At 41.0% G+C, this 25,367-nt stretch carries 9 protein-coding genes, 3 pseudogenes and 1 other annotated feature; of the genes and pseudogenes, 1 reads left to right on the forward strand and 11 read right to left on the reverse strand.

Annotated elements, in window-relative coordinates:
* Positions 1-178 precede the first annotated feature (178 nt).
* Positions 179-979: a hypothetical protein gene (locus ACE01T_RS12690; protein ID WP_395519367.1), complete on the reverse strand. Its 801-nt coding sequence runs from the start codon at positions 977-979 to the stop codon at positions 179-181.
* Complete coding sequence (locus ACE01T_RS12695) at positions 976-1,659, reverse strand: response regulator (RefSeq protein ID WP_395519368.1); 684 nt, start codon at positions 1,657-1,659, stop codon at positions 976-978. Before ACE01T_RS12695 ends, ACE01T_RS12690 begins: the two co-directional genes overlap by 4 nt.
* 131 nt (positions 1,660-1,790) lie before the next feature.
* On the opposite strand from ACE01T_RS12695, the pseudogene ACE01T_RS12700 reads away from it, so the two are divergent.
* Positions 1,791-3,010, forward strand: a pseudogene (locus ACE01T_RS12700) (IS3 family transposase).
* Positions 2,066-2,182, forward strand: a sequence feature (AL1L pseudoknot). It overlaps the preceding pseudogene by 117 nt.
* 227 nt (positions 3,011-3,237) lie before the next feature.
* On the opposite strand, the pseudogene ACE01T_RS12705 reads toward ACE01T_RS12700, so the two are convergent.
* The 9 genes and pseudogenes from ACE01T_RS12705 to ACE01T_RS12745 form a co-directional block, all read right to left on the reverse strand.
* A pseudogene (locus tag ACE01T_RS12705) lies at positions 3,238-4,179 on the reverse strand (IS256 family transposase); the annotation flags it as partial.
* Positions 4,148-5,224, reverse strand: coding sequence for an OmpA family protein (locus ACE01T_RS12710; RefSeq protein ID WP_004842523.1), 1,077 nt, complete (start codon positions 5,222-5,224; stop codon positions 4,148-4,150). The gene ACE01T_RS12710 and the pseudogene ACE01T_RS12705, both read right to left, overlap by 32 nt.
* A gap of 2 nt (positions 5,225-5,226) precedes the next feature.
* Positions 5,227-11,319, reverse strand: coding sequence for an SdrD B-like domain-containing protein (locus tag ACE01T_RS12715; RefSeq protein ID WP_395519369.1), 6,093 nt, complete (start codon positions 11,317-11,319; stop codon positions 5,227-5,229).
* A gap of 121 nt (positions 11,320-11,440) precedes the next feature.
* On the reverse strand, positions 11,441-14,185 hold the full coding sequence (locus ACE01T_RS12720) for a beta strand repeat-containing protein (RefSeq protein ID WP_395519370.1): 2,745 nt from the start codon (positions 14,183-14,185) through the stop codon (positions 11,441-11,443).
* Between the two features lie 29 nt (positions 14,186-14,214).
* The gene (locus tag ACE01T_RS12725) at positions 14,215-14,709 is read right to left on the reverse strand and encodes a hypothetical protein (protein ID WP_395519371.1); all 495 of its coding nucleotides are present in this window, start codon (positions 14,707-14,709) and stop codon (positions 14,215-14,217) included.
* A 243-nt stretch (positions 14,710-14,952) separates the two neighbouring features.
* Complete coding sequence (locus ACE01T_RS12730) at positions 14,953-19,056, reverse strand: prealbumin-like fold domain-containing protein (RefSeq protein ID WP_395519372.1); 4,104 nt, start codon at positions 19,054-19,056, stop codon at positions 14,953-14,955.
* Positions 19,043-21,691: an autotransporter outer membrane beta-barrel domain-containing protein gene (locus tag ACE01T_RS12735; protein WP_395519373.1), complete on the reverse strand. Its 2,649-nt coding sequence runs from the start codon at positions 21,689-21,691 to the stop codon at positions 19,043-19,045. The genes ACE01T_RS12730 and ACE01T_RS12735 overlap by 14 nt, the downstream gene beginning before the upstream one ends.
* 19 nt (positions 21,692-21,710) lie before the next feature.
* Positions 21,711-24,380 carry a hypothetical protein gene (locus ACE01T_RS12740; RefSeq protein WP_395519374.1) on the reverse strand — a complete coding sequence of 890 codons (2,670 nt, stop codon included), beginning with the start codon at positions 24,378-24,380 and terminating at the stop codon, positions 21,711-21,713.
* A 552-nt stretch (positions 24,381-24,932) separates the two neighbouring features.
* Positions 24,933-25,263 (reverse strand): annotated as a pseudogene (locus ACE01T_RS12745) (DUF932 domain-containing protein); the annotation flags it as partial.
* Positions 25,264-25,367 lie beyond the last annotated feature (104 nt).

The following is a 25,367-nucleotide window of genomic DNA, read 5'->3' on the forward strand; positions in this document are numbered from 1 at the left end:
TATGAGGACGACCTGATTTCTTTTTGAGTGATTCTGCTTTTTCTAAAACCTCTACCATTTCGGTAAAAACTGGTCGAGGTACGCCAACCAAGCGTTTAAATTCAGAATCTGAAAAACGGTTTAAGTTCTGATATCTCATGAAACTTAGATTGAGGTGGTTTTGACTTTCGCAAGAGGTCTAATAAATACAGAAACTTAAGACATAAAGAATAAAAAAAGCCAAATTGGCCTGTGCTGCAATTAATACATTGGGATAGGGAAATGTTTCTGTGCTCAGTATATTGGAAATAAATAGCACCCATAAAAAAGAACTTAAGGCAAACCACCCAAAAGTGCTCTCTTTTCGACGCAAGAGCCAAATCACAAAACAGATCACGCCAAAGGTAATGGATAAAATGAGGTTAATTAAAAATAAAGTTCGGCGATTCCATACCTGACTTTGATATGACTCGGAAATGTTTTGTACATTATTAAAAGAAATCTGGCCAATACCCGGAGACTGAAAAGCCAAGCCATTCACATAAATTAAAATTTCATTTTCACCGCTGTTTAATGCCGATATCGGTAAAATCCAGTAACGCGGCATATTCCAGCTTTTTGACAGTGGTTCTTGTAAATGCTTATCTTTCCAGAGTAAATTGCCGTTTAAATAAACTGCACCCGCAGAATTAATATAATTAATGAGAAAAGCAATCGGCTCGGCAAGTCTGGCCTGATTCTGACATGACCAGCTCCACTGAATTTTATACCATGTTGCTCCATTATAATTTTTCCAGCGCTTTTGCCACTGATCCGGCAAATCTACAGATTGCCAACCCTGTCGGGGTAAAACTGTAAATGAACTGGTTTTAACGGTATCAACAGAATGAATGTGCACTGCACATTGTGCATTGATATTTTCAATTATTTCAGCATAACTAAATTGACTCAGCAGGCTAAGAACAAAAATAAAAAAATAATGCCCAATCAACTGCTTCATAAAATCCCTAAGGATCGTGCTGCACTCACGGCCTTTGTTCTTTTGCTTACCGACAATTTCCGGTAAATATGCTTAATATGACTTTCAACCGTATATTTAGAAACAAAGAGTTGTTCGGCGATTTCCCGGTTACTCATGCCTTGAGCGACCAGATTTAGAATCTCAGTTTCCCGGCTGGTTAACAGCTCCATATCTGCATCTATGATTTTCTGATCAGCCACTGCCGGTATAACCGCAGCTGATATCTGTTTCAAAATTTCTTGAGCAATAAAAGGGTCTATCGGCGCACCGCCACGTAAAATGCTGCGAATGGATAACTTAACTTCAACATCATCACGTTCTTTCAGAACATAACCTGTCGCGCCTGCCTTGATTGCTGAAAATAAACTTTCCTGAGTACTCCAGGCTGAAATCACCAAGATCATGGCATTGCTATCCTGTGCACGAAGCTTTTCAATCAGCTCTATGCCGTTACCGTCAGGCAGTCCCAAATCAACCAAAGCCAAGGAAACAGGTTGCTGTTCTATTTCTACAAAAGCCTGTTGCAAGTTTTTAGCAAAAATAAGCATATCTTCCCTATAGCCCAGTTCTGCCAATATCTTTTTTAATCGTTCTTGAATCAGCCCTTCATCTTCAACAATTAAAACTGGAACGGGTAAAATCGTTGCTAATTCTGACACACAGCACCCCCTATTATAACCGCCTACTATAGCGAAAAATACAAGCTAAACAATATCCCTAAAATCAGGTAATTTAATAACTGAACCGTACCGGGTTTGTCGGAGACCAACTTTCTTGAGAGAATGTCCCGATGAAAAAAGTAAAATATACCCCTGAAATCAGAGAAAGAGCGGTTCAATTATTGATTGAATCCGAAAAAGATTATCCATCGAATTGGGCTGCAATCACTGCTATTGCACCTAAAATTGGTTGTACCCCTGAAACACTTCGTGTTTGGTATTTAAAACATCTCGTTCAACGAAATCCTGTCAAAGTACAACAGTCATCTGATCAAGAAAAAATGAAGCAAATGGAACGTGAAATCAAAGAATTAAAGCGTGCCAATGAAATTCTACGCAAAGCAGCCGCTTTTTTCGCCCAGGCGGAGCTCGACCGCCCACACAAATAATGGTGGATTTTATCCATAATAATAAAGAGCTGTAAGGAGTCGAGGCGATTTGTAGAATTTTACCGATCGTAGCTTCGACCTATTACCGAACTTTAGATCTCGCGGACAATCCAGAACATCGAGCGAAACGAGATTTACATGACTTGCATCATGCTGAACAAATTAAACGACTCTGGAAGGAAAGTTCAGGTCGATATGGTGTACGTAAAGTTTGGCAAAAACTGAAACGTGAAGGCTATATTATTGCGCGCTGTACAGTTGCTCGATTGATGCAAAAGCTAGGTATACAAGGTGTTTGGCGAGGTAAGAATAAACAAACGACCCGTAGCCGAGATGACCAAAAACGAGCAGATGATTTAGTGAAACGTAATTTTACTGCTGATCATCCTGACCAACTGTGGGTGAGTGACTTTACGTATATTCAAACAAATTCAGGCTGGGTCTATACCGCCTTTATTATTGATGTGTTCTCACGAGCAATTGTTGGCTGGAAAGTATCTACACGAATGAATACAGATATGGTGCTTGATGCATTGGAGCAAGCATTGCATGATCGAGGCATGCCAAAGAACGTGATTCATCATTCCGACAGAGGTGTGCAATATCTTTCTATTCGCTATACCAATCGTTTAGAAGCAGCAAATTTACGAGCATCAGTCGGTACGATGGGTGATTCATACGATAATGCTTTGGCTGAAACGGTGAATGGCTTATACAAAACAGAGGTGATTGAATATCTAAAAGCAGATTGGCAAGGTTTAGCGGATGTACAACTTGCGACACTAAATTGGGTAGATTGGTTCAATAAAGAGCGTGTACATAGTGCATTAGGTCATGTATCACCTTTTGATTTTGAAGCAATATACTATGATAAGATTAACCCGTTAGGTCAGGTGGCCTAACTTAAATAAAAAGTCTCCGACAAACCCGGTACGGTTCATTGTGTGTAGGCTTCTTCATTTGAAAATTATATCGCTGAAAAAGCCGTTACAGATAGGTTTGTGCAACAAAGCCGAATTAAACCATAAATATCAAATTTAAAAATAAAAAACTATCATATTAAATAAATTTTTTAATAAAATATATTAGACCTCTTGGAGGGTGTAAATAATTCTGTGTAAATACAGTTTTAAAAATACTTGGTTACACGCTCTTCAAACATGATACTAAAGCGATTCATGGCAGCTTTCCAATTCTGAATAGGCATCGTCCATTTTTTGCTTGCTGCCATAATTGCTAAATATACCACCTTTTTCACAGAATCATCAGTTGGGAAGATTTTTCTTTTCTTGGTTGCATGGCGGATAACGCTGTTCAATGATTCAATCGCATTCGTCGTGTAAATCGCTTTGCGAATATCCATAGAATAAGCGAAAAACGTGTTTAGATTCGACCAGTTGGCAAGCCATGATTTGCTGATTTGAGGATACTTCTCATCCCATTTTTGTCCAAATTCATCTAAAGCTTGTAAGGCTGCGTCTTCTGTAACAGCTTGATATATCTTTTTTAAATCGGCTGTGACAGCTTTGTAGTCTTTCCAACTCACATATTTAAGATTGTTGCGTACCATGTAGATGATACACAACTGAATATGCGTATCAGGGTAAATCGTATTAATCGCATCAGGAAAGCCTTTCAGTCCTGAGAAGCGCTGCTTCGCAAGGCAGGCAATCAGAATATCCTTTAAACCACGATTTTTCAGTTCTGTAACGACTGAGAGCCAAAATTTAGAACCCTCGTTTTCTGACATCCACATACCTAATAAGTCTTTCTGTCCGTCTGTATTGACACCTAATGCTAGATACACCGCTTTGTTAATAATCGTACTATCTTGACGCACTTTCACGACGATACAATCCATATAGACAATAGGATAAAGGGCATCCAATGGTCGATTTTGCCATTCTATTACTTGTTCTTTAACTGCATCCGTCACTTTGGAAATAAGCGTTGGGGAGACGTCCGCATCGTACATTTCCTTGAATGTGGCAACAATATCTCGTGTCGTCATGCCTTTGGCGTATAGGGATAGGATTTGGCTATCCATTTGTGTGATACGGGTTTTCATTTTTAATCAGCTGGGTCTTACCTTTTGCCTCTGTCGCAATACGATTTAGGGCAACACCTTGCTGAGTTAGATATTGAGATACTGCCTGCGCACGACGCAAGGACAATTTTAAATTATATTGTTCATTTGCCTGCTGATTGGTAAATCCATACAGTGTCAAGGTGTAAGCTGGATGTGCTGTTAGGAAGTTCACGATCTGATTGAGCACATTGATGGAATCTTGCGATAAAACTGCCTGATCCAAAGCAAAATGTACAACATTCGGCACAGGTTGATCAGCAACCTGGCTATTTTCAGAGATGACTGTTTTTTGTTGTGGCGACCAAATCGGCCATGTTCCGACCACACCATGACATCCCTGCTCACTGCCATTCAGTTCCTGTAAAGATGGATAACTAATTTTCGGAAGCTGTTGAGGAACATCTGCACTGCAACTAAACGCCCGACTATTTGCCTGATCAATTAAGCGCTGTGCTGATAAAAACAGCTCCCGTGAATGTCGCCAGCCCAACTCACAATGTTCAGCGGCTGCCCAGACCAGCATCACCTCTGCCTGTGCAATCTGAGACTGGGCACAGGAAAAACCTGCATGCTGTTTCAATAATTCAGTATTTGCCCATAAATCCCGACGCATTACACTTGAGGTAGACAGAATCGGTGTGGTTAAACTTAACTGCTTAGCCTGACCTTGCTCTAATGCCACTATAATCATTTCCGCCTGGGCAAGGGCCTCCTTTCGCGCAACTGTTGCACTTTTTTCACTTCCCTCATGGGCTGCATAAGTCAACCATGCGGCTGCTTTGACAGCATGATAACGTTCAATTCCCTGTTCATTCAAAAAAGGAACGAGACGTGTTTGCAAGGCAGCAACCTGTTGATCTTTTGGATTATAAATACCTGACTGGGCTGTAGTATCTGGAGAATCTTGCGCCATAACAGGTGCAGCCAAATGATCAGGATTTTTTGCCCAAACCATCACGCTCCAGCAAACCACAACAGTTGCAGCACCACGATAAAATTGACGCAAGGCAGGTGTGACATATTTCATCTTTATGGTTCTCTTGAAGCGTTCACGGTAGAATTGTTGCGAGAAAACAGGTTCTCATCAAACTTGAATCTAAAGCGTACATATGCGCCCTGAAGAGTTGTGTCACTATCCACCAGATCATCATCTTTATAGCCAGAGAAGTTATAACCACCTGATAACCAGAGGTTTGCAGCCAGCAAATAGCCCACTTCCCCCCCAACCAAAACACGGCGGCCCGAACTCATGTTCGACCATAACACGCCTGTATGAATACCCGCATCCCAACGTTCATTGATGTCATACATTGCCCGACCACTGAGCATATGTGTCATACCACTTGACTCCAAACCAGAGAACGTTGTGTCCACATTTTTAACTGCATATTGGCCTGAAAGGGTAATATCGCGACTTGGATGATAATTCAAGTGATTTGAAAAAATATAGACATGCTTTAAGTATGGATTATTTAAATCTGACTTGTTACTGTCATAGCGGTATTCCACCTTGGTCAGCGCATCAAAACGATTGTGCTCAGTGTCACGGTAGGCAGCCCCCACCTGGAAACGATCAACCAGGCGATCACCACTGTTTTCATTCTTACTATCAGTCAGGCTAACTACATTTTTCGCCAATAAAGTCACGTCATTGGAATATTTGTAGGCAATCCCCAGATTATTCAGGATGGTGTCAGACTGGTCAGCCCAACGTGCTTCAATTCTCGCAACAGCTTTCCAGTTTGGATTGGCCAGATATTCCACACCTAAAGATGCAGCAGTGTTATCGGAATTTTGGTTATCAGTATCTGCTTTTGACAATGACTTCACCTGTTCAAAACTGGTGGTTGCATAGAAGCCTTTTTCCAGTTCCCAACGGTTACGTAAACCGATTGCAGCTTCAGCTTCGCGCGCACTGATGCCATCGCGAACACGATATTCACTAAATGCCGTACCGTTATTGTTATATTTACTGTCCAGACCAAACACTGTGACATTACGACGCTGATTGTTATTTAGGTCATACAGTCCCTGAATACTGGACACCAACTCATGGCGACCATAGGCACGTAGTTTTGAATTAATCTGGTAATTCGCACCCAAGGCAAAATTACGACGCTCAGCTTCGGAAACATCCTGCTCATATTCAGCAAAAACATTTGAACCCTGCCAAGGAAGCTGTGTGGTGATTTTTGTACGTGCGGTTAAACCATGATACGGCGCTGTTTGTGAAGCCCCCAACAGTGCTGGATTCTCAGACTCATCATAATATTTCAGGCCCAGCTCAACTGCCACAATACGGCTGATCGCACGTTCAATACTGGCAGAAACACCTTGATTGACACCACTTTGCAAATCTTCAGTACGGATAGCCTCCAGTTTTGCCAAACCGATCTTACCCAGTTGCGCACGCCCTTTTATACCACTTTCCTTACGTCCAGCGGTGATTGGTGCCGCAGTGTTATAGAACCCTGTATTTGCCTGATTATGGTAGGTTTTCAGCTCCATATTCTTATAGGCATAGTTCAGTTCAACACGAGCCGCATTCCCCGATAATTTACCTGTTGCATCTGCCGTGGTGTTAATCTGTGTTAAAGAGTTTGAACCGTCATTGATATTTTCAGAACGGGCAAACTCAGCAATCAATTTACCCTTGTCGGCAAATTTCACCACGGTATTGACACTCGCCAACTGGTCCTGCGTCAGTGGATTATTGCTTTTTACATAAGCCCCACCCACTTTCACCTGATCAAGCAGCTTCACCGAGCCTGTAACTCCACCAACCGTGTATTCATCCCCACCCTGATCAGATTCCACTGTAATACGCAGATAAACTGGATTCAGGTCAGCATCGACACTTGGTACAGGATCTTTTAAGTAAATGCTGTTGCTAAAGGTATCCACTTCATAATCGGTAAAACGTGCCAAAGTGCTACGCGAAATGATCAGGCCTGGATTATTGCGGTCACGGGTCACCACCTCAACTTTTTCACTATTGGCAAGCACATCATCGGTATTGACATTGCCCATGCTATAAGGACCCGAAATCCCCATGGCACGTTGTTCACTGGTCACCTGTTGTGTATTGGTCTGCGCAGCAAAGGCCGTTACTTTATAGCGGTCTGTTTCGACAGCCCCACGAACACCTGTTAATGAACGGCTATATTGACCTAAAGCCAGGCCCTCATCATTTTCGGTACGTGTGACATAATCACCATACATGGCATAGGAACGGCCTTTATCCACACGCACGTACAGTTTACTGGTTGTTTGTCCATCAAAACCTTTCGCTGCCGAGTCACCATAAACTGGATAATATTCATCTGGACGAATATCACGGAACAGACGCTGGTTTTTATCCTTGTCAGAATCATAGGCAAGGGTTAGTAGATATTCACCCCTGACTTTCCCTTTCAGAAACATGGCTGCACGCCCTGTCACATTGCTTTTGCCATTGTCCGATGATGAAATCTCTTGCAGTTCTTCCTCAAACCCATCCTGCGAACCGACATTGCTTAACTGTTTCGGGTCAAATTTCTTAAAGTTAATTGATCCTTCTACCAAACCAACTGCAATGATCGGACGTAAATCAGGTAAGAAACGTATTGGTGTACTGCTATGAAAAATACCACTTTCAACCGACAGCGTTCCTTCACCCGCCTCAATTGGCGCCTTTATTGGCACAACAAGTGTACCGCCCTCAACAAACACCTGAATACCAGGTTGTTTCGGGTCCAGGTCAGTCAACTCAATTTTACCAATCGAGCTGTCGAGCGTAACTGGAGTTCTGGTAGAAACCAATGTGCCATTACGGTCAACAATTTTCATGGTCACGTTAAAATAATCACGGCCGTTGGCTTGCGGCTGTACTTTGGCTGACTCAAGTAACAGCTTATCCATTTGGTCAGGGACAATCACATTGACCTGTTTGCTATCCCGAACATTACCCATCATGTCGACTTGACGAACTTCAATACTGTTTTTACCCACAGCAAGATCGACACCGATAAAATCCAGACCTGCAACCTGTAACTCAGGCAATATTGCACGTTTACCAATGCGTTTCTCAGAAACCTGTGTGCCATTTACCCACAGTTGTAGTTGTGTGCCAGCAGCACCCTTAACCTGAACCGCTGTTTGGGCATAACCAAGAAGCTGCCCATCTTTTAAGTTGATAATTTCTAGCTGATTATTGGCAGCATTTTCCAGCACTGTTTCCAGACTAAGCATTTTCGCAGCTTGAGTGGATTCGGCTGGCACACTCTCAGTTGCTGCCAATGTTTCAGTCAGTGGCAAGGCAACTGAAGAAGCAACGCCAGATTTTTCTGGTTCAAAAGTAACCTCTTTCAGTTCCTTAGCCTGTTCCTTGGAAAAATCAAGGTTACAATTGGCCCTGATTCCCTGTGCCAAGATACAACCACTTGCTGGCTGACCTTTAACATCGGTAATCTTGGAAAAAACTGGATCAATGGTAAGGTCTGAACGTAACACCTGTTCTAAATTGGTGTTGTCCTGTTCAATGCGTTTTTTACGTTCTGCGATTTGTTGCAATAAGGCTTGCGAACATTGTCCTGTACCATTGGCAATTGCAAAATCGGCACGATGTAGTTCACCACGTTTTAAATCCACAAAACGGCTATTTGGATCACCTGCCTGACGATTGCCAATTAACACCAACTCAGAATCAACTGGCAAACTGGTACGGTCAACCTTTAGAACGTGGGTTTTGGCACTGATCCCATAAAAATCATATTTACCTTCACTGTCAGTCACCACATAGCTACCATCTTCAAGGTAAATACGCACACCTGGCACACCGACTTCACCTGCATCCTGTACCCCATTACGGTTACAGTCAGTAAAAATCTTACCAACAATAAAGCCATCAGAGATCATTGCGCCAGGAGTTACTTCTACTTTTGCAGATGCTTCGTTTGATTCGATTCCCTGACCATCTTTTGCCCGAACACGGTTAATGCCATCACCATTCAAGGCATTTGGACCAATATAGACGCGATACTGAACCTTAACTTCCTTACTTGGAGTCAGTGTACCTAAACCAAGTTTCAAATAAGGACCTTTTCCACCTAATGGGTCAGCAACCTTGGTGCCATCGATACGCATAGAACCCTGAACATAGATAAAGCCTCTAGGCAAGGTATCAGTAATCGAAACATCTTTGGAATCCACCGTGCCACGATTGGCAACCGTCACGGTATATTCTTCAAACTCACCGATTTCCGAGTTTTTATTGGTCGCAACCTTTTGTACAAATAACGGCGAGGTTGGTACAGTCAAATCAGGATCAATTGGAATATCAATATTGAGTGCTGGATCACCATTATTTAAGGTGAATTTGCCAGCATAAGACCATTCCAGATCAACAGCCTTATCCGCAGGGAAACTTGGATAAACAGATTTATCACTGACAAAGCTATAACGTGTATTTCCAGGAATTGTGGTTGTATCCACAACAAAACTGTAGGTTCCTGCTTTAACAAGGGGATAAATAAATTTACCCTCGCTATTGGTGATCTGCTTGGCTGGAATTGTAACCAGCTCTCCAGTCTGCTCATCAAGTTTGTATGCAATATTGTCCGCAATTGGCTGACCATTCTGGTCTAATAAAGTGACTGTTGCTCCCGCCACAGGTAAACCTGTCTTGGCATCAAACACTGTGCCATATGGGTCAATAAGCACCTGAGTACTAATATCGGTAAATGTCTGGGTTGAATTACCCTGTGCATCCAGACAGTCCGTCAGGCTAACTTGTACTTGATCGCGTTTGACAGTTTGTAATAATGAATCATAAGCAATACCTACATCTGCAAATGCGGTTGGTAGCGTGTAATGGAATACGCCTGTATTCGGCCCAGTTTCTACCCCAATGACTTCTTCAAGATCACCTGTCTTGGCTGATTTAATCTTAATTTTCACCTTGTCGGCAGTATAACGGTCTGCATTACAGCTGGCATTTTGCGCTTCAAGATAAAGTGGTTTATTCACACTGCCTGTAGTCAAGACATTTTGGAAATCACCCGATTTATTATTAATCGCTGCAAGACCACCTACCACGGTGAAAGCAGGATTAGACAATACCTCTTTTTGGCTATTTGTGGTTGCATACGAAACTTTATAGGTATTTTTAACCGTTGTTTTGGCAATGTTACGATTCATTGTAACCGTAAGATCGACTTGTTCAGTTGTATTAGCCTCAATTTGTGGAAAGCCAACCACCAATTGATCAACCTTGCTTAAATCACTTGGCAAGGTCGTTGTATAGTTATTGCCTGTTTGCTTATACAAAACCTTGGCCTGCGTATTTTTTAACTGTGCAGACTTAAATGTTGTATTGGCAGGCAGATCATCAACTAAAAGCACCATTTTCTGTGCCTGACCATCGATCATCACATCCACTGGTCTTGCCGCTTTTTTCCCTTGATTGGTGATGGCCAAGGTATAGTTAAGATCATAGTTGGCATTCGCTGATGGCTCAAAAGTTTTCTGGACAACCTCTTTGGTTGCAACCAGTTGTGGGCCATAACTGATAGCACTATCCATAGCCGTTGCTATTACACTATTATCTTCAACAAGTGTTGCTTTTAAAGGTAAATTTAACTGCTGACTTTCAGTCAATGTGGCACTTGCTGTTGCAACGACCCACAAATGAACGCTCTGGCCTACCGCCAAGGCAACATTGGTTGTCAGTTGTTGATCATCGGTGTCGAATTGACCGTTTTTATTGGTATCTACATAAATTTTAACGTTGCTTAGTTCATTTATTGTTAATGCTTCTAGCTGTACATTGACAGGAGCATTACTATTATTGACCAGAGTATTGGCCCAAATAACACGGGTACTTGGTTCAATTTCCTGAACTGGTGGAGTAGTTAAAGCAATTGCGTAAAGAGCAGAAACATTGATTTCGACGGTATTTGAAACTGTTTGTTGGGATTTACCATCGGGTGCAACATAAGTTGCATAGGCGATATTTTGGATAGAGCTACCCACTTCAGGCATATTCGCTGCATAACCATACTGCGCTGACAATATTGATACTGTCAACGTTGATAACATGAATGTCATGTTATGGAATGCGTTAGATTGCTTCTGTTGTAGCACAGCGCTTACCCTTCAACTAAATAGTCTAAAAAATTCAAAAATTTATTTGAGATGAACACCTGCCTAGGCAAATGTTCACATCTCTAATTATTTGTTTTCATTTCAAGTGAATGAATAAAGCTTATGGTGTAAGTGGATTCACTTTAATCACAAACTCTAATGTTGCACTTGCAGTTGGTACTAAGATATTTTTACCATCACCAGCTGTAGTTTCTTTCATTTCAGCTTCAACTTTACCTGTTGCACCAGTAGCTGTAATACTTGTACTACTTAGAGCTGCATTAGTACTCACTTTTGGCGATACACCAACAATTGCCATTAATGTGGTATATGACGGCGTATTATCACTGATCACCAGATTTTTAACATTCGCATTACCTTCGTTGGTCGCAGTAATACGATATTTCACACACTCGCCTGGTTTTGCACTCACAGTAGTCTGTGTATACGACGCTGTACCTGTGCCTGTTGTACAATCAACCAAAGCCTGATCCTTAACTAAACGTACCTGACCTTCGGTCACGGTGGTTAAGTCAGTGTTTGAAATACTTGAATGTGTAATACCGCCCACAGCTGTTGGATTAATAGTGAAGACAACTGAACTTGGTGTTCCCGCCGTTGCATTACTTGGTGCCTGAACCTTGATGAGGAAATTCACAGAAGCGTTACGTGCAATCGCGCCTGTTACCGCTGCCAAATCACTACCTGTAACCAGAGTATCGCCTGCATCAATGTTACCGTCGTTATTCACATCGATAAACAAGCTGGTTACCCAACCATTACCAGACTGGTCATTGGTCAAGGTAAATGGCAAGCTTGCTGCTGTTGCACCTTCATCAATGTTACCTGTGTTGGTTAAAGTGTGTTTATAAACAACAGTACCACCTGGTGCAACTTGGCCAATGCGGTCATTTTGCAGGCTTAACTTACGATCTGCCTGAACAGTTACTTTATCTACCATCACATCGCTTAAGCCTGTCGCTGGCGAAGAAACCTTGAAGTAAACTTGTTGGTCACCAGCTGGCGCATTGGCAGGAGGCGTTACCACAGCAACAAGTTTAATGTTACCACCACCATTAATATTACCAGTATTGGTTAATGGTGCGCCTGTTGGGTTACCACTACCATCAGCCACATAGAATTTAACATCCCAACCAGTTGGTAATGCATGTGCAGGATCAATACCCAAATTAAAGTTATCGCCTGTTACACCAGTATTATCAATTTGAAGTGGGAAATTCACAGCCTGATTCGGTTTAGTGCTACGAACGTCAATATCTAAACCAGTATCTTTACCAGATGCGCCAGCCACTGAACCAGTAGTATTTGAAGCATCACCATTATGTAAGTCAACTGTTGCAGGCGTTACCTGACTAATTACCAAGTCCAATTTATCTGTCTTAGTTGCATCAGACTTAGGACTTGTGGTTAAAATTGCTTTAATCGCTGTAGCGGTCGAATAACTTGCTGGTAGTGTTACTTTTGCAACAAGGTTATACGTACCACCACTTGGGATAGAACCTGTTGAAATAAATGGTGTTACACCATCAGCTTGATATAAAGTAACAATACTGCCTGCTGGTAAACCACCTGTGTTAGGCAAACCTTTATCAACACTTACTGTAAATTCTTCACTCACATTACCCGTGTTATGGATAACGATTGGCTCGCCACCTTGCCCCGTAGCACTAAACTCAGCAACTTCACCCTGCTTGATTGTTGCAATGACAATCTGGTCATCTTTTGTCGTTGCAGCAGTTTTGTCTGCATCGGCATAAGCATCAGCTTGGTTATCGTTGATTGTACCTTTTTTGATACTTAAAATATTAACATCATTCGGGTTAGATGGCGTATCTCCTTCTGAGCCTAATGGACCATCTGGATCAACATATGCGGTGTTGGTGATCACGCCTGCTGGAGTATTTTGATCAACACGAACTTTAAAGGTTAACGTACCTGTCGTATTTGGTGCTAAGTTTGGAATCGTTAAAGTAACTGTACCTTTACCTGATCCTGGTGTAGTTTCAACAAACTTATAACCATCGGCATCAACACCATCAGTCTGTGTCGCACCAGCAAGTTTTGCAGAACCAGCAACATAGGTTAAACCAGCAGGCAATGAGTCTGTCACAGTTACATTAGTTGCTGTGGTGTTACCTGTGTTTTGGTAAACCAACTTATATTCAACTTCACGATCGCTTAGACGAGCTTGGGTCGCATCAATTGCCGTTACGCTGGCAGATTTAATCACACTAATCACTGCACCGTTGGTAATTTTAACGGTGTCTGTATTTGTTGCTGTGAGTGTATTGTCTAAAGTACTTTGTGCAGTGATGGTTAATTTACCCAAATCACCAGCAGAAAGTGCAGCACCACCTGCACCAGTTGTTGGAGTGGTTGCCTGAACAATTAAGTTCACCGACTCACCTGCTGCCAAGGTAACACTTGTTACAGGAGTCTGGCTATCAGGAACACCATCCTTATTGGCATCAAGATAAACTTTTAAATTACTGAAGTCATATTGGTCACCAGAGGTAACATCCGCCACATTTACCGTGAACGTATCACTACCGTTACCCGTGTTGGTTAAGGTGTGTGATAAAGAAACCTGGTTGTTGGCATTGGCATTTGCTGTTCGGTCAGCAATCAACGTGAAACTTGCAACTGGCAATACTGTGGTGGTCACAATATTTGAAGATACAGTTTTAGTGTTTCCTGTGCTATCAGTATAGCTTGCAGATGCAATGTTACTGATATTTGTACCAGCGGCTGGTGCAGCGGCATGTGCAGATGAAACGAAAGCAGCACTACCAGCGACCAATGCAATGGAAGCTGCTAGCTGTGTAAGTTGTAGACGGTTTGACATTATTTTACCCCTTATACGTAAAATGCCAATTAATTACTTGTTTTTTCACTATTTACGCGTGTTTGAGCAGAAACCGTCACAGACTTTCCAGCTGGAAGTTCTGCAATGGTCCAACGCAATGCACGATAATCTTTCAGTGGTACATTCACCATTTGATTACCCTCTTTGCGTTTTAAAGGCATTGGGGCAAAATGTGTACCGTCGGTACTTGCTTCAGCATTTTCTGGTTGAGACTTACCTAAAAATTGGGTTTCTACTGGTATTGGTAAAGTCGCCGCAAGATTTTTAATTTTTCCGGCCGTGTTGTTGGTATATGTCGCACGATACTCAATCACATCATTCGGCTTGACTTTGCTAACTAACTTAGCTGTCAGTTTTCCATCTGCGCTTGCACTAACGAGATAAGTTTTTAATTCTACTGATACAGGGTCTTTTGATACTTTAGTTCCAGCATTTACATTCACAGCTAAAAATAAAGCCACCACTGCGAGTAGACCTGTTTTGTATTGACTTTTTAAATACATATTTCCTGCTCCAAAAGGCACCATCTTATTTTTGAACTGCAAATTTGACTTTTCGACATGCTATTCAAAGAAATAATAAATAATTACAGTAATACATCATTTTAATACATTTTTATTGAGATATGTCACACTTTTGTATATTAAATGCAGATTAATTCAAGCAAAACAACTTTTATACTAAATTGATCTATTTTAGTATTCCAGTTGTTTTTGCTTAATTCAGATTTGCTCACTTTTTTCAAATTATTGTGTGACACAGAATCTTAAAGATCCTACGGCGGCAGGATTTAACACTCCCGTTAAATTCCATTGCAATGAACTACCTGAGCTATTTGCACTACAGGTATTTCCACTAGGGGTGGAAGCGCAGCTGATACTCCCAAAACTTGTACCCTGGGGTAGACTATCTTTGATTTTTACGTTCTGAAGTTTCTTGATACTATTATTTTTATAGGTGATCTCATACTCCAAATTTTGTTGTTTCGTGGCTTGGTTATTTACTAAAAAGCCTAAAGAATCAGATGGAGTTGACGAACAACTGGTCACTGCACGTACTTTTTTTGTCAGTGTTAACCCTGCACTACCAATAAGTGTCACGTCCTGACGCTGTTGGGTCTGCTTGGAAATGTTAAGTGAACTGACCTGATAGCTTGCCTGTAGTGTTCCAATATGCTGTGCACCAGCAAAAATATTGGTTGGCGAAAGTACTCGTTGAACCAGACAGATATCGGTATTGGGTTGTAATAAAACAGTACCAGATGGCGTTGGATCAAATACTGTCTCACCAGCATCAACAGCACCATTACAGTTGCTGTCTCGGTAAACCAGTGCCTGCCAAGGCTGATCATTATTTGAGTTTGAAGAACTTCGGATAAGTTGAGTTAGTTGTACAGGTGCCTGTGTGCTCAAGCGATGAGGATAGTCAGTGACTTCACCTACCGTAATAGTATGTTGTCCATCTTCTGTTAAAACCACATTGAGATTGGCATCACCAAAATTATTGTTTGGATAACTTGTGGCTGTGGTTTTTGGCACCGTAATCGTATCCGTATTGCGACTGTACGTTCCTGTTGGACTTACCCCGCTAACTGAGGTGTATTCTGGTAAATTGGTTTGCACAATGCAGAATGGGTTACTTAGAACACTTTTCTCAACTTTAAAACGATAATCCCCATTGTCATTGCTTATTGATACAACATTGAGGTCAACACCTGAACAATTGGCAAGTTTAAGCGAACTGCCAGCAATGCCCTGCTCATTTGCATCAATGATTCCATTATAGGCATTTGCCACAATATTGCTGACGTTGCCGCCATTATCATTAAAGACTTTGCCTGATATTAAAACTAAATCTTTACGGCTATTGGTTAAGGTACAAATAATTGCTGCATCGTTTGTATTAATCGTTAATTTATTGCCATTTAAAGGCGTAGTGTTGCCAGTACAGACGAGATTTCCCACATACTCATTTTCATCGCCTTTGCTAAATGCCTCAATGATACTTCCTGTTGTTCCAAGCATGGCCAGCGGAACAATAATTGGTGTACCTGTTGTAGAGTTTGCTCCCGTGGCGTCCGCAACTGAGAGTCCTGTTGTTGCATTTGTGGTAAAGCCAACACTGTTCACGGTTGCACTATCACCAGCTAAGGCATTTTCCCATTTTTTGATTAAAGTGAGCGTAGTAAGTGTATTAGTTAGGGTACAAACAATATCTGCCCCTGCTGTAATTCCCGTTCTGGCTAAAGTAACTGTCCCATTTGTTTTATTAACGGTGACTGAACTTGCTCCTATACCCGTACATACAGCATCGGTCAACCGATATCCTGTCGGCATACCCGATTCAGTTAAGATGACATTTGTTAATGACAGACTCGGAGAAAAATATTGGGTTATGCCTGATGTTTCAGTTTCTGCAACTGTTGTCGTAATGGAATGGTTTAAGATTCCGCTATTTGCACTGGCAGTAAAATCAAATTTTCCAACTCCACCACGGCTAATTTTTTTAATTGTTAAACTTGGCGTACTATTAATAAATGTACAGGTAATATCTGCTCCACCAGTAATTAGTCGACCAGATGAAATGGTCAGCGTTGACCCGCTTAAATCACCAAACTCACCAATATTTCCTGTAATAAAGCTATTGGCATCAGTACACTTCGCATCCTTTAATACATAACCCGTCAATACAGTTGGCTCACTAATCGTCACATTTGAAAAAGTGTCATTCACTGTTAAAGCAGCAGAAGAACCTTTACCAATATTAGTGGAAGAACTTGAGGAGGTTGTTGCCACATTTGTCGATGTACTGGATAAATTACTGTTGACGAAAGCAAATGTGCCTGTACCACCACGAGATTCTTTTGCAATCTTGACAATTGGCACTTTAATATTGGAAAAATTGCAGTTTATATTTGGGTTATTGTTAATTTCAGTGGAGGTAAAGGAATAAGTTTTTGTACCCGTTCCTGATGTTGGTGCAGTGCCAACAAGTGCGCCAGACGTGCCATCAGCATTTCGAACACGACATGTTGCACCCAGTAATGACCAACCAGCCACATTTGTTTCTGAAATGTTTACACTCCCTGATGACGAGGTGACTGCAAAAGGCTGACCTGTAAATATTGTTCCACCGTCAACCTGATATTGATCAATTGGTGTTTGTGTAACAACGGTCGCACTAGTTTTATTTGTGCCTGTTAAAGAAAAATCAAATGAACCTGTTCCACCAATACTTGCTTTATTTAGGTAAATCAAAGCCCTAGCAATTGTTGTCTGAACACTACTGCTGTTGTCACTAGGAAAAATATCATTATTTGCAGTAGCATTCACTGTTGCCGTGTTTGTGGCAACGCCTGACACTGCTGTTGCAGAGATAGTAACGCTACAAGTCGCTCCTTTAGGACCACTAAAAGTACCTGACAAGGTGTTTCCAGATAAACTTGCTGTACATTTATCTGAAGCAGTTGCTGTTCCACCTTTAGTGGCCGCTACAGCAATAGAAACTGAATTAAAATTATTTGGAACGATATCCTGAAAATTAGCCACCCCTGTAGAACTAATTGCACGTTCTCCTTTATTGGTAATCACTAACTGATACTGAACTATATCATTAGTTTTTACCATTAGAGGTTGTGATTGAAATGATCCACTCGTTCCTTTACGCTGAGTTTTTTCAATTTTTACATCCACATCCTGAGGGGCATCATCATCAATAATTGTATAGGTTGCCGTGCCATTACCTGATGCACCACAACCACTTGAAGACATGACATGGTATGCATTGCTTTGATTAATTGTGACGGTAAAAGTTTCATCAGGTTCAGGGACTGTATCATTGATAATTTCTACAGGGACATTCAGGATATAAGGTGTGCCACTTCCATAGTTACCAGCGGGTATTGTAATGGTAAAAGTATTGGCCACCCCACCATTAATTTTATAGTCTGTACCTAGCTGTGCTGTACCATCAGTAACTGTAAAGGTCAGTGGAATGCCTGCTGGTGGCACAGTTCCAACCACAATGACCTGAACAGGCTGAACACCACCGCCATTTTCGGGTACAGAATAATTAGCAGATGTAAATTCAATAATCGGCTTAACCTCAATCTGAATGCCATCCAAAAAATTCCCTGAAGTTCCTGAGCCTGAAGTAGACTGAAAACCAATGGTCGTTTGCCCTGTCGCACCTGTATAAATAAAGCTTCCACTATAGTCAGCCCATCGAGTTGTATTACCTACAGGTACAGTATTACTTTGCACAGGATTACATGTACCAGCACTACATGACGTTATATTACCCGTCCCTGTTGTACCAGTTGCGACTGATACTACTGGTTGCGTACCTGCACGAAAATTCATGGTATCAGGATTGGTATTTCGTCCATTATGGCTAAATCTCCAATTGACTTGCTCGCCATTGACCAAACAAATATTTTGGGATATTTCTGAAATATATTGGGCATTTAATTCAGCGAACTGCGTTCCTTCTTTAGCAACCATGTTGCCTGTGCCCCCCCCCCCAATACCCCGAGGTCCTGACCACAGTTCCATAACCTGTCCATTTCCACTTGGGACATACGTACAAGAATCTACAGCCTCTTCTTGGTAATAGGGATGTGTGGTTAACCAACCAGGAACCTTAGTACTGTCAATATATACACGACAGGCATTACCAGTATTTGCAATTTTAGGACTTTCAAAACTCAGGTTGATAAAACTACGCTGATAAGCAGCCTGAGCAATACTGATGCTACTGACCAGTGAAAAAAACAAAATCAAAAGTTTTAGAACAGCATGACTAGCCAGTTTCATCATCTTGAATTTTTCCATTGAATTACTGCCCCACATAGCGCACCCCAAAACTGAATTCGTAACTTTGACCACCAACCACACTGTTTAATGTTCCTGTCAGCTCACCTGCATTATTTAAAGCAGGGGCTGTCGTGCCACTACATGATGTACAGGTTGGAACTTTCGATAACACCGTATAAGCAGGTGTCATATCCCTAAAGGTAAATACATTATTGATTGTGGGACCTGAATTATTTAAGGTTACTTTGTAGAGGACGCACTGTCCCTGACCATTGCCCTGCTTGCCAATATTTAGCTTATTTAAACTATAAGCCTCGTCAGCAGTGCCATCACAATTGAAATCTCGTGCCTGCAATTTGGTTAAACTTAACTGTGACTTATTCACGGTGGTCACATCCTTAACAGATGCTACAATTTGATTCGCTGAGTCTTTTAAATTCACAATGGTTGTGTTGGATTGGGTAACATTATTTGAAGCAGTATTATTCACCTGAACAAACAACCTGACCTGTGACTGTGATGCCAATCCACCACTCGGTAAATCTGATAAATGATTAATTAAGGTATCACCACCATCAAACTGTCCATTATTATTGGCGTCATAATAAAGTTTGGCATTAAATTCAGACTGATCATTGCTTAGAACAAAATCATAACTGCCAGAAAAAACTGTATCGCTATGATTGACCAATAGATGGCTATATACCACAGTGCCTAATGGTGCGACCTGACCATATAAATCTGGCATAAATTCCAATTGAGGCTTGGAGTTTACACTTTGAATGGTTATGGCATCTTTAATAATGTCCTGAGCAGGGTTACCTGTAGCGACAAAGCTGGTTGAGATGACGCGGAAATAAATCGGTACAGTAATGTCATTATTAACTTTATCGACCTCAACAACCGCACAGACCAGTTGGGTTTCCCCATCATTTAAATAAATCGTCTTACCAATTTCATTACCCAACCCACTACAGTTTGTACCATTTGTGGATGCATAAAAACGCACACGGTTTACGCCTGCGGGTAAAGTCAGGCTGGAAAAATCACTGCTGGCATTTGCACTGAGCAAATACTCTGTTCCAACACCTGTATGTTTCACTCTTAATGGAAAAATTGCCTGTCCACCAGTCACAGGGTTATTACTGGATTTTACTGTTAAGGTTTTCCAAGCAGCACCATTATTATCAACCACACCATTACCCTGCCCCGTATTATCCGCATTGGTTAAATCTACTAGTTGTGAAACAAGAGTAAGGGTCAAAGTACCCTGATCTTTAATTGTACTGGTTTTACTACTGTCACTCACAGACTGTGCTTGTGGTGTAACTTCAAAAACTGTATTTGTGGTTACCGCATAACTACTTGGGAAACGAACTTTGACCACAACAGGAACACTGGTATTGGCAGCCAATAATCCTGTATCAGGAATGCCATCACCATTACTGTCCAATAACGGAGTCACACCATCCGCACGATACAACTCAATTTGACTGCCTGCTGGAAATGTACTGCCAGTTAAAGTCAGGTTAAAACGGTCTGTAGTATTCCCTGTATTCCAGACATAGTTGGTAAATTTAAGTTCACCACCCTGTGGAACCGCGCTGGCCGTAATGGTATTGGTATTATCATTGACGTTGCTTGCACTGCCATTTATTTTGACAGCATAGACTGGAGCAACATTTACAATTGCAGTATTTGTTTTGTCGGTCGTTGTTCCTGTCACATTGACAAAATTCTCAATCTTTCCTGCAATACTTTTATTAATTTTTACCTTAAATTCAATATAACCAATCGAATTTGCAGGAATACTGGTCAATACAGCAGTCACAACATTAGAACTTACATAATAATTAATACCAGTAGGATCATTTGCTCCTGTTGCAGGGTCGACGGTTGTGCCATTCCAGTTTTCACCACTATTGGATTGATACGTTAAGGTTGAATCCAGAGTATCCGTTAAAGTGATATTACCTGTAGCAACATTACTTGGATTTTGATAATCCAAACGTATTGTGACAATGTCTCCATTTGCAGCAGTGGTTTGGGAGAATTTTTTACGTACCATCAACGTGGACTGATCAGTTACAGTTGCCTTGTCGACATTACTGTTTGTTCCCGTTGCACCATTTATTGATGTTACAGCTACAGTCAAGTTTGCAACTTTTCCTGTGGTAATCGTATTCGGTATGGTTGCCGCAACAATCAGTCCAACTGACTGACCTGCACCCAATGTATAGCCTGTAATTGGTAATCCATCTGGGACACCATCATTGTTGGCATCCAGATAAACCATCAGGCTACTATTCACAAAATCAAAATCATCGCCAGTGAGATTATTGCTTACAGCGAAAGTATATTGATCTGTATCGTTACTGGTATTGGTTAAGATATGGTTAAAATAAACAGTCTGTCCTGCCACTACTGTTTTGTTATTGGCTGCCACCAAATTTAATGAATACACAGGCAAAATCGTGGTTTGAACAAGATTTGAACGTGCCACCTGTACAACAGTTGAACCCTCTTCACTATATTCACCAACTGCCATGTTACTGATGATCGAGTTGGTTGCAGCCCAGGCCGATTGCTGGACCATCAACACGCACAGCAAGGTCAAGACCCAATTAAACAGTTTTGGGCGGTTATTATTTAATGTATTGATCATCTTCATGCTCTAATATCCGCTCTGTTTATGGGCTTACCCGAATAGAAAAGTACATGGCAGCCTGATCCTGTGGCGCAAGGGTGCCAACATTTCCTGAAATCTGCCCCGCATTGACTGCAACTGAACCCTGACTAATTGACGGTGGTAAACCAACACGCAATTGACTGTAAACAGGTACAACGTCATTGATCACGACATTACTGGCCGAGGTTATTCCCTCATTTTTAATGGTTAAACGGTAAGTCACACATTGATTTGGTTTTATCTGAAGCGGTGTACTTCCGTAAGTTGCATTGGTTACCGTAGCCAAAGTTAAGGCGCAATTTTCATCCTTGGTCTGCTCTTTGGTCAAACGTAACTGGGTTGGATCTACCGTGGTCAAGTCAGTGTTTTGTAAATCAGCCAAAGCCAAACCCTGAATAACATTGTTTGTTTTTACAATTATATTGGCTGCGCTGGACATACCGTTGGTTGCGGTTGTCGGTGCCTGAACTTTTAAGAGAAGTTGAATTGAAGCTTGCGGCGCTAAACCACCCGTAACCGTAGATAAGTCATTAATGAGTGGATCAGTTGCATCAATCACACCATTGTTATTGGCATCATAGTACAACGTATAAATAAAATTATCGGCTGGTTTCTGCGATACAACACTTAGGCTAACCTGACCCGTGGTACTCCCCTCAACAATCGTACCCATGTTTTTCAAAGTATGTAGATAAACAACTGTTCCACCAACATTCACTCGTCCCTGTTGATCATTTGCAAATGTCATTTGTCGTTGAATAAGATCGACTTGATCTTTAATGCTATCTGCCTGAGCATTCATTGGGGATTTTATCGCAAACCAAATTGGCAAATTGGTCAAGTTGGTATTAGGCGGAACAGTGACTACCGCACAATATTGTTTGATTGCACCAGCAGCAACAACTCCTGTATTGCTAATTTCACTTGTTAATGTCTGGCAACTATCATTGGTATCATAAAATTTTACGATCCATTGTGGAGGCAAATTGGTGCTGATGTTATTGACATCAATCTCATTCGCTGAAGCATATAAATTATAATTATTGGAGACACTATTATAATTCTTAACCATTAAAGGAAATACCGCATTTCCGCCCTTAATTGCAACTTGCTTGAATAATGCCTGTCCACCAGCTGCTGTGACATTTCCTATGCCAGTTCCTGAACCATCATTATTGTACAAGTCACTAGAACCGACAGAATTAGTATTGGTTAGTTGATCACGAGTCGCATTCTTAATTGCTGTATCTGTGGTAGAAATTGCTGTGATGTCAAAATTCAAAGTCTCTGTAGTGACACAATTGGCAGAAAAATAAACACCAAGCACAATTTTTTTCGATGCGCCTGCTGCCATCGAACCTGTATCTACCACACCGTCAGCATTACTATCGGTGAGCAAAGTTTTTCCATCAGAGTGATATAAACGTGTTATCGCACAACTTGGCACATTTATACTTTTATCAATTGTAAGATTATAGCTATCTGTTGCCTGCCCCGTATTCCAGACATAATTTTCAAACTGAACTTCTTTGGCTGCCCCAGTAAATGTGTTTGCTTTGGTGAGCAAGTCATTCGTGCCTCCATCAGCATTTCCAGCAGAAGAGTTATTCAGTATCACCCCTAAGGTTTGCTCTACATTAAAGATAACGGTGTTGGTGTTGGTGTCTTTCAATAAAGTAGTTGTATTGTTTTTATACTGTTTATAGTTCGCAGTGTTATTGATCTTTTCCGCTGCATTCTGATTGACTTTCACCTTAAAGCTCACCGCGCCCTTGCTTAATGCGGCAATCCCTGTCAGTTTAAACTCCACCTCACCATTTACATATTTATAGTTCATGACTGATTCAGCAGTACTTCCTGCTTCATTGTCATTATCTATATCTGTCAGTGTAGCCGTGCCATTACTCCAAATCGCAGTTCCTGCCTGATATGCAACATTACTTGGCAAGGTATCATGAACCAGCAACTGACCTGATGCAGTCCCTGTATTGCTATAGGTAAATGTATAGGTAACTTCTGTGCCTGTTTTACCTGTACTGATATTTTGAGATTTTGTGACCTGAATGACCGCATCATCAACCACTTTTGCAACATCTGAGACAGTGGCAGACACATTACCTGGATCAAGTTGACTGGTTGAAGTTAAACTAAAGTTTGCCACATTACCTGCGACAACATTTTTAGGAATACTGCCGACCACCACCAAAGCAACTGACTCATCTGCCTCTAAGTGCAAGATTGCATTATTGAGTAAATTATTATTGTCATCAGGTTCACCATTTTGATCCCGATCTACATAAACTGCGATATTTTCCAGATCAAATTGATCATTTGTGAGTTGTGTCAGAACAACCTTATAGTTATCTGCGATATTTCCTGTATTGGTGAGTACATGAGGGAAATTGAGTTTACTGCCAATTGTACCAATATTTTGCTGATTGCTTTGTAGACTCAATGAGTAAATGGGCTGAACTGTCAGGATAACAGGATTGGAGTTAATTGTTTGTAGGTTGCCCTGCTCATCATAAAAATCACCACTCGCAATATTGGTGATGCTACTTCCGGCTTTAGGCTGAGCAAAAACTAAAGCACTATACAACCCAATAAATAAACCAATCAAAGCAACTAATGTTGTTCGTAGAACAGCACTTTTTTTTAAGAGGTTTATCATTTCCGACCCTTGCAAGCACGCGATAATTATAAATTTTTTACAATGATTAAAAACAATACTACAAAAAAATCACAAAAAACACAAGAAAATACCAAATAAATAACATTTTTAAAAAATATAACTTATTGATATACGTTTTTTTATTATTCCTCTTCAAAAGTTTATTTTTAACCATTTTTATATTGTAAACTCTAGTGATTAAATTAAATCTCAAGCCCAGTCTTTTGCTGAGATGCGATAACTTTCAGAAAGAATTTTCGAAGTTTTTAAGCCCTAGACTCAATGCTCAATACATATTCTTTTTATTGATTTCCTCATTATCATTTTTTAATTCACAGTCTCACACTACCATGCAAACCTTATTGAATATTCTTCACAAAATCCTTATGTTGAATCACTGACTAGAACGCACACTTTAAAGATTCATGTTTCATGCCCACAAAGTAAGACAGACATAAAAAAGCTGTGTCCAAAGACACAGCTTTGAATGCAGTTAAATGAATAGAAGGGTTTTGAAATAGGGATTAATCCGCATGTACGCTAATTTGAGCGCTAGCTTGTACGGTAGACAATGAAATATAAAGCTTGTTCTAGTCCACATTGCTTTAAGTCTGCCCCCGCACCAAACCAAGCGGAATCCAAGCGGTGATCCTGACTCATCGCACGACATTAATGATCGTCAAACTCTGTAATTGATCACAACAAAATATATATGCTGTGTCTTTGGATTGGCTGAATTTAGCTCCGTGACCCTGCCCGTTAAACATGATAAGGACTTTAAACATCGTGTATCCATTTAGTTCAGCCTTGTCTTTTCTTGGCGACTTATTGACCACATTAGGGTAGAGAACTGAATAATGCCTTCATCCTGTTCCGTTGGACTGTAAGCATCCGGCTAACACAGCCTTACCAAGCGATCCTATAAGCCTTAATTTAGTTCCCACCTAAAAACAAGTGGGGACTTAATCCATGAACATGGATATATAT

The sequence above is a fragment of the Acinetobacter uliginosus genome, from assembly GCF_044130295.1.
GTDB lineage: Bacteria > Pseudomonadota > Gammaproteobacteria > Pseudomonadales > Moraxellaceae > Acinetobacter.

Coding starts and splice junctions, on each gene's coding strand:
- ACE01T_RS12690 (WP_395519367.1), bottom strand. CDS start 979: ATGAAGCAGTTGATTGGGCATTATTTTTTTATTTTTGTTCTTAGCCTG.
- ACE01T_RS12710 (WP_004842523.1), bottom strand. CDS start 5,224: ATGAAATATGTCACACCTGCCTTGCGTCAATTTTATCGTGGTGCTGCA.
- ACE01T_RS12720 (WP_395519370.1), bottom strand. CDS start 14,185: ATGTCAAACCGTCTACAACTTACACAGCTAGCAGCTTCCATTGCATTG.
- ACE01T_RS12725 (WP_395519371.1), bottom strand. CDS start 14,709: ATGTATTTAAAAAGTCAATACAAAACAGGTCTACTCGCAGTGGTGGCT.
- ACE01T_RS12730 (WP_395519372.1), bottom strand. CDS start 19,056: ATGTGGGGCAGTAATTCAATGGAAAAATTCAAGATGATGAAACTGGCT.
- ACE01T_RS12735 (WP_395519373.1), bottom strand. CDS start 21,691: ATGAAGATGATCAATACATTAAATAATAACCGCCCAAAACTGTTTAAT.
- ACE01T_RS12740 (WP_395519374.1), bottom strand. CDS start 24,380: ATGATAAACCTCTTAAAAAAAAGTGCTGTTCTACGAACAACATTAGTT.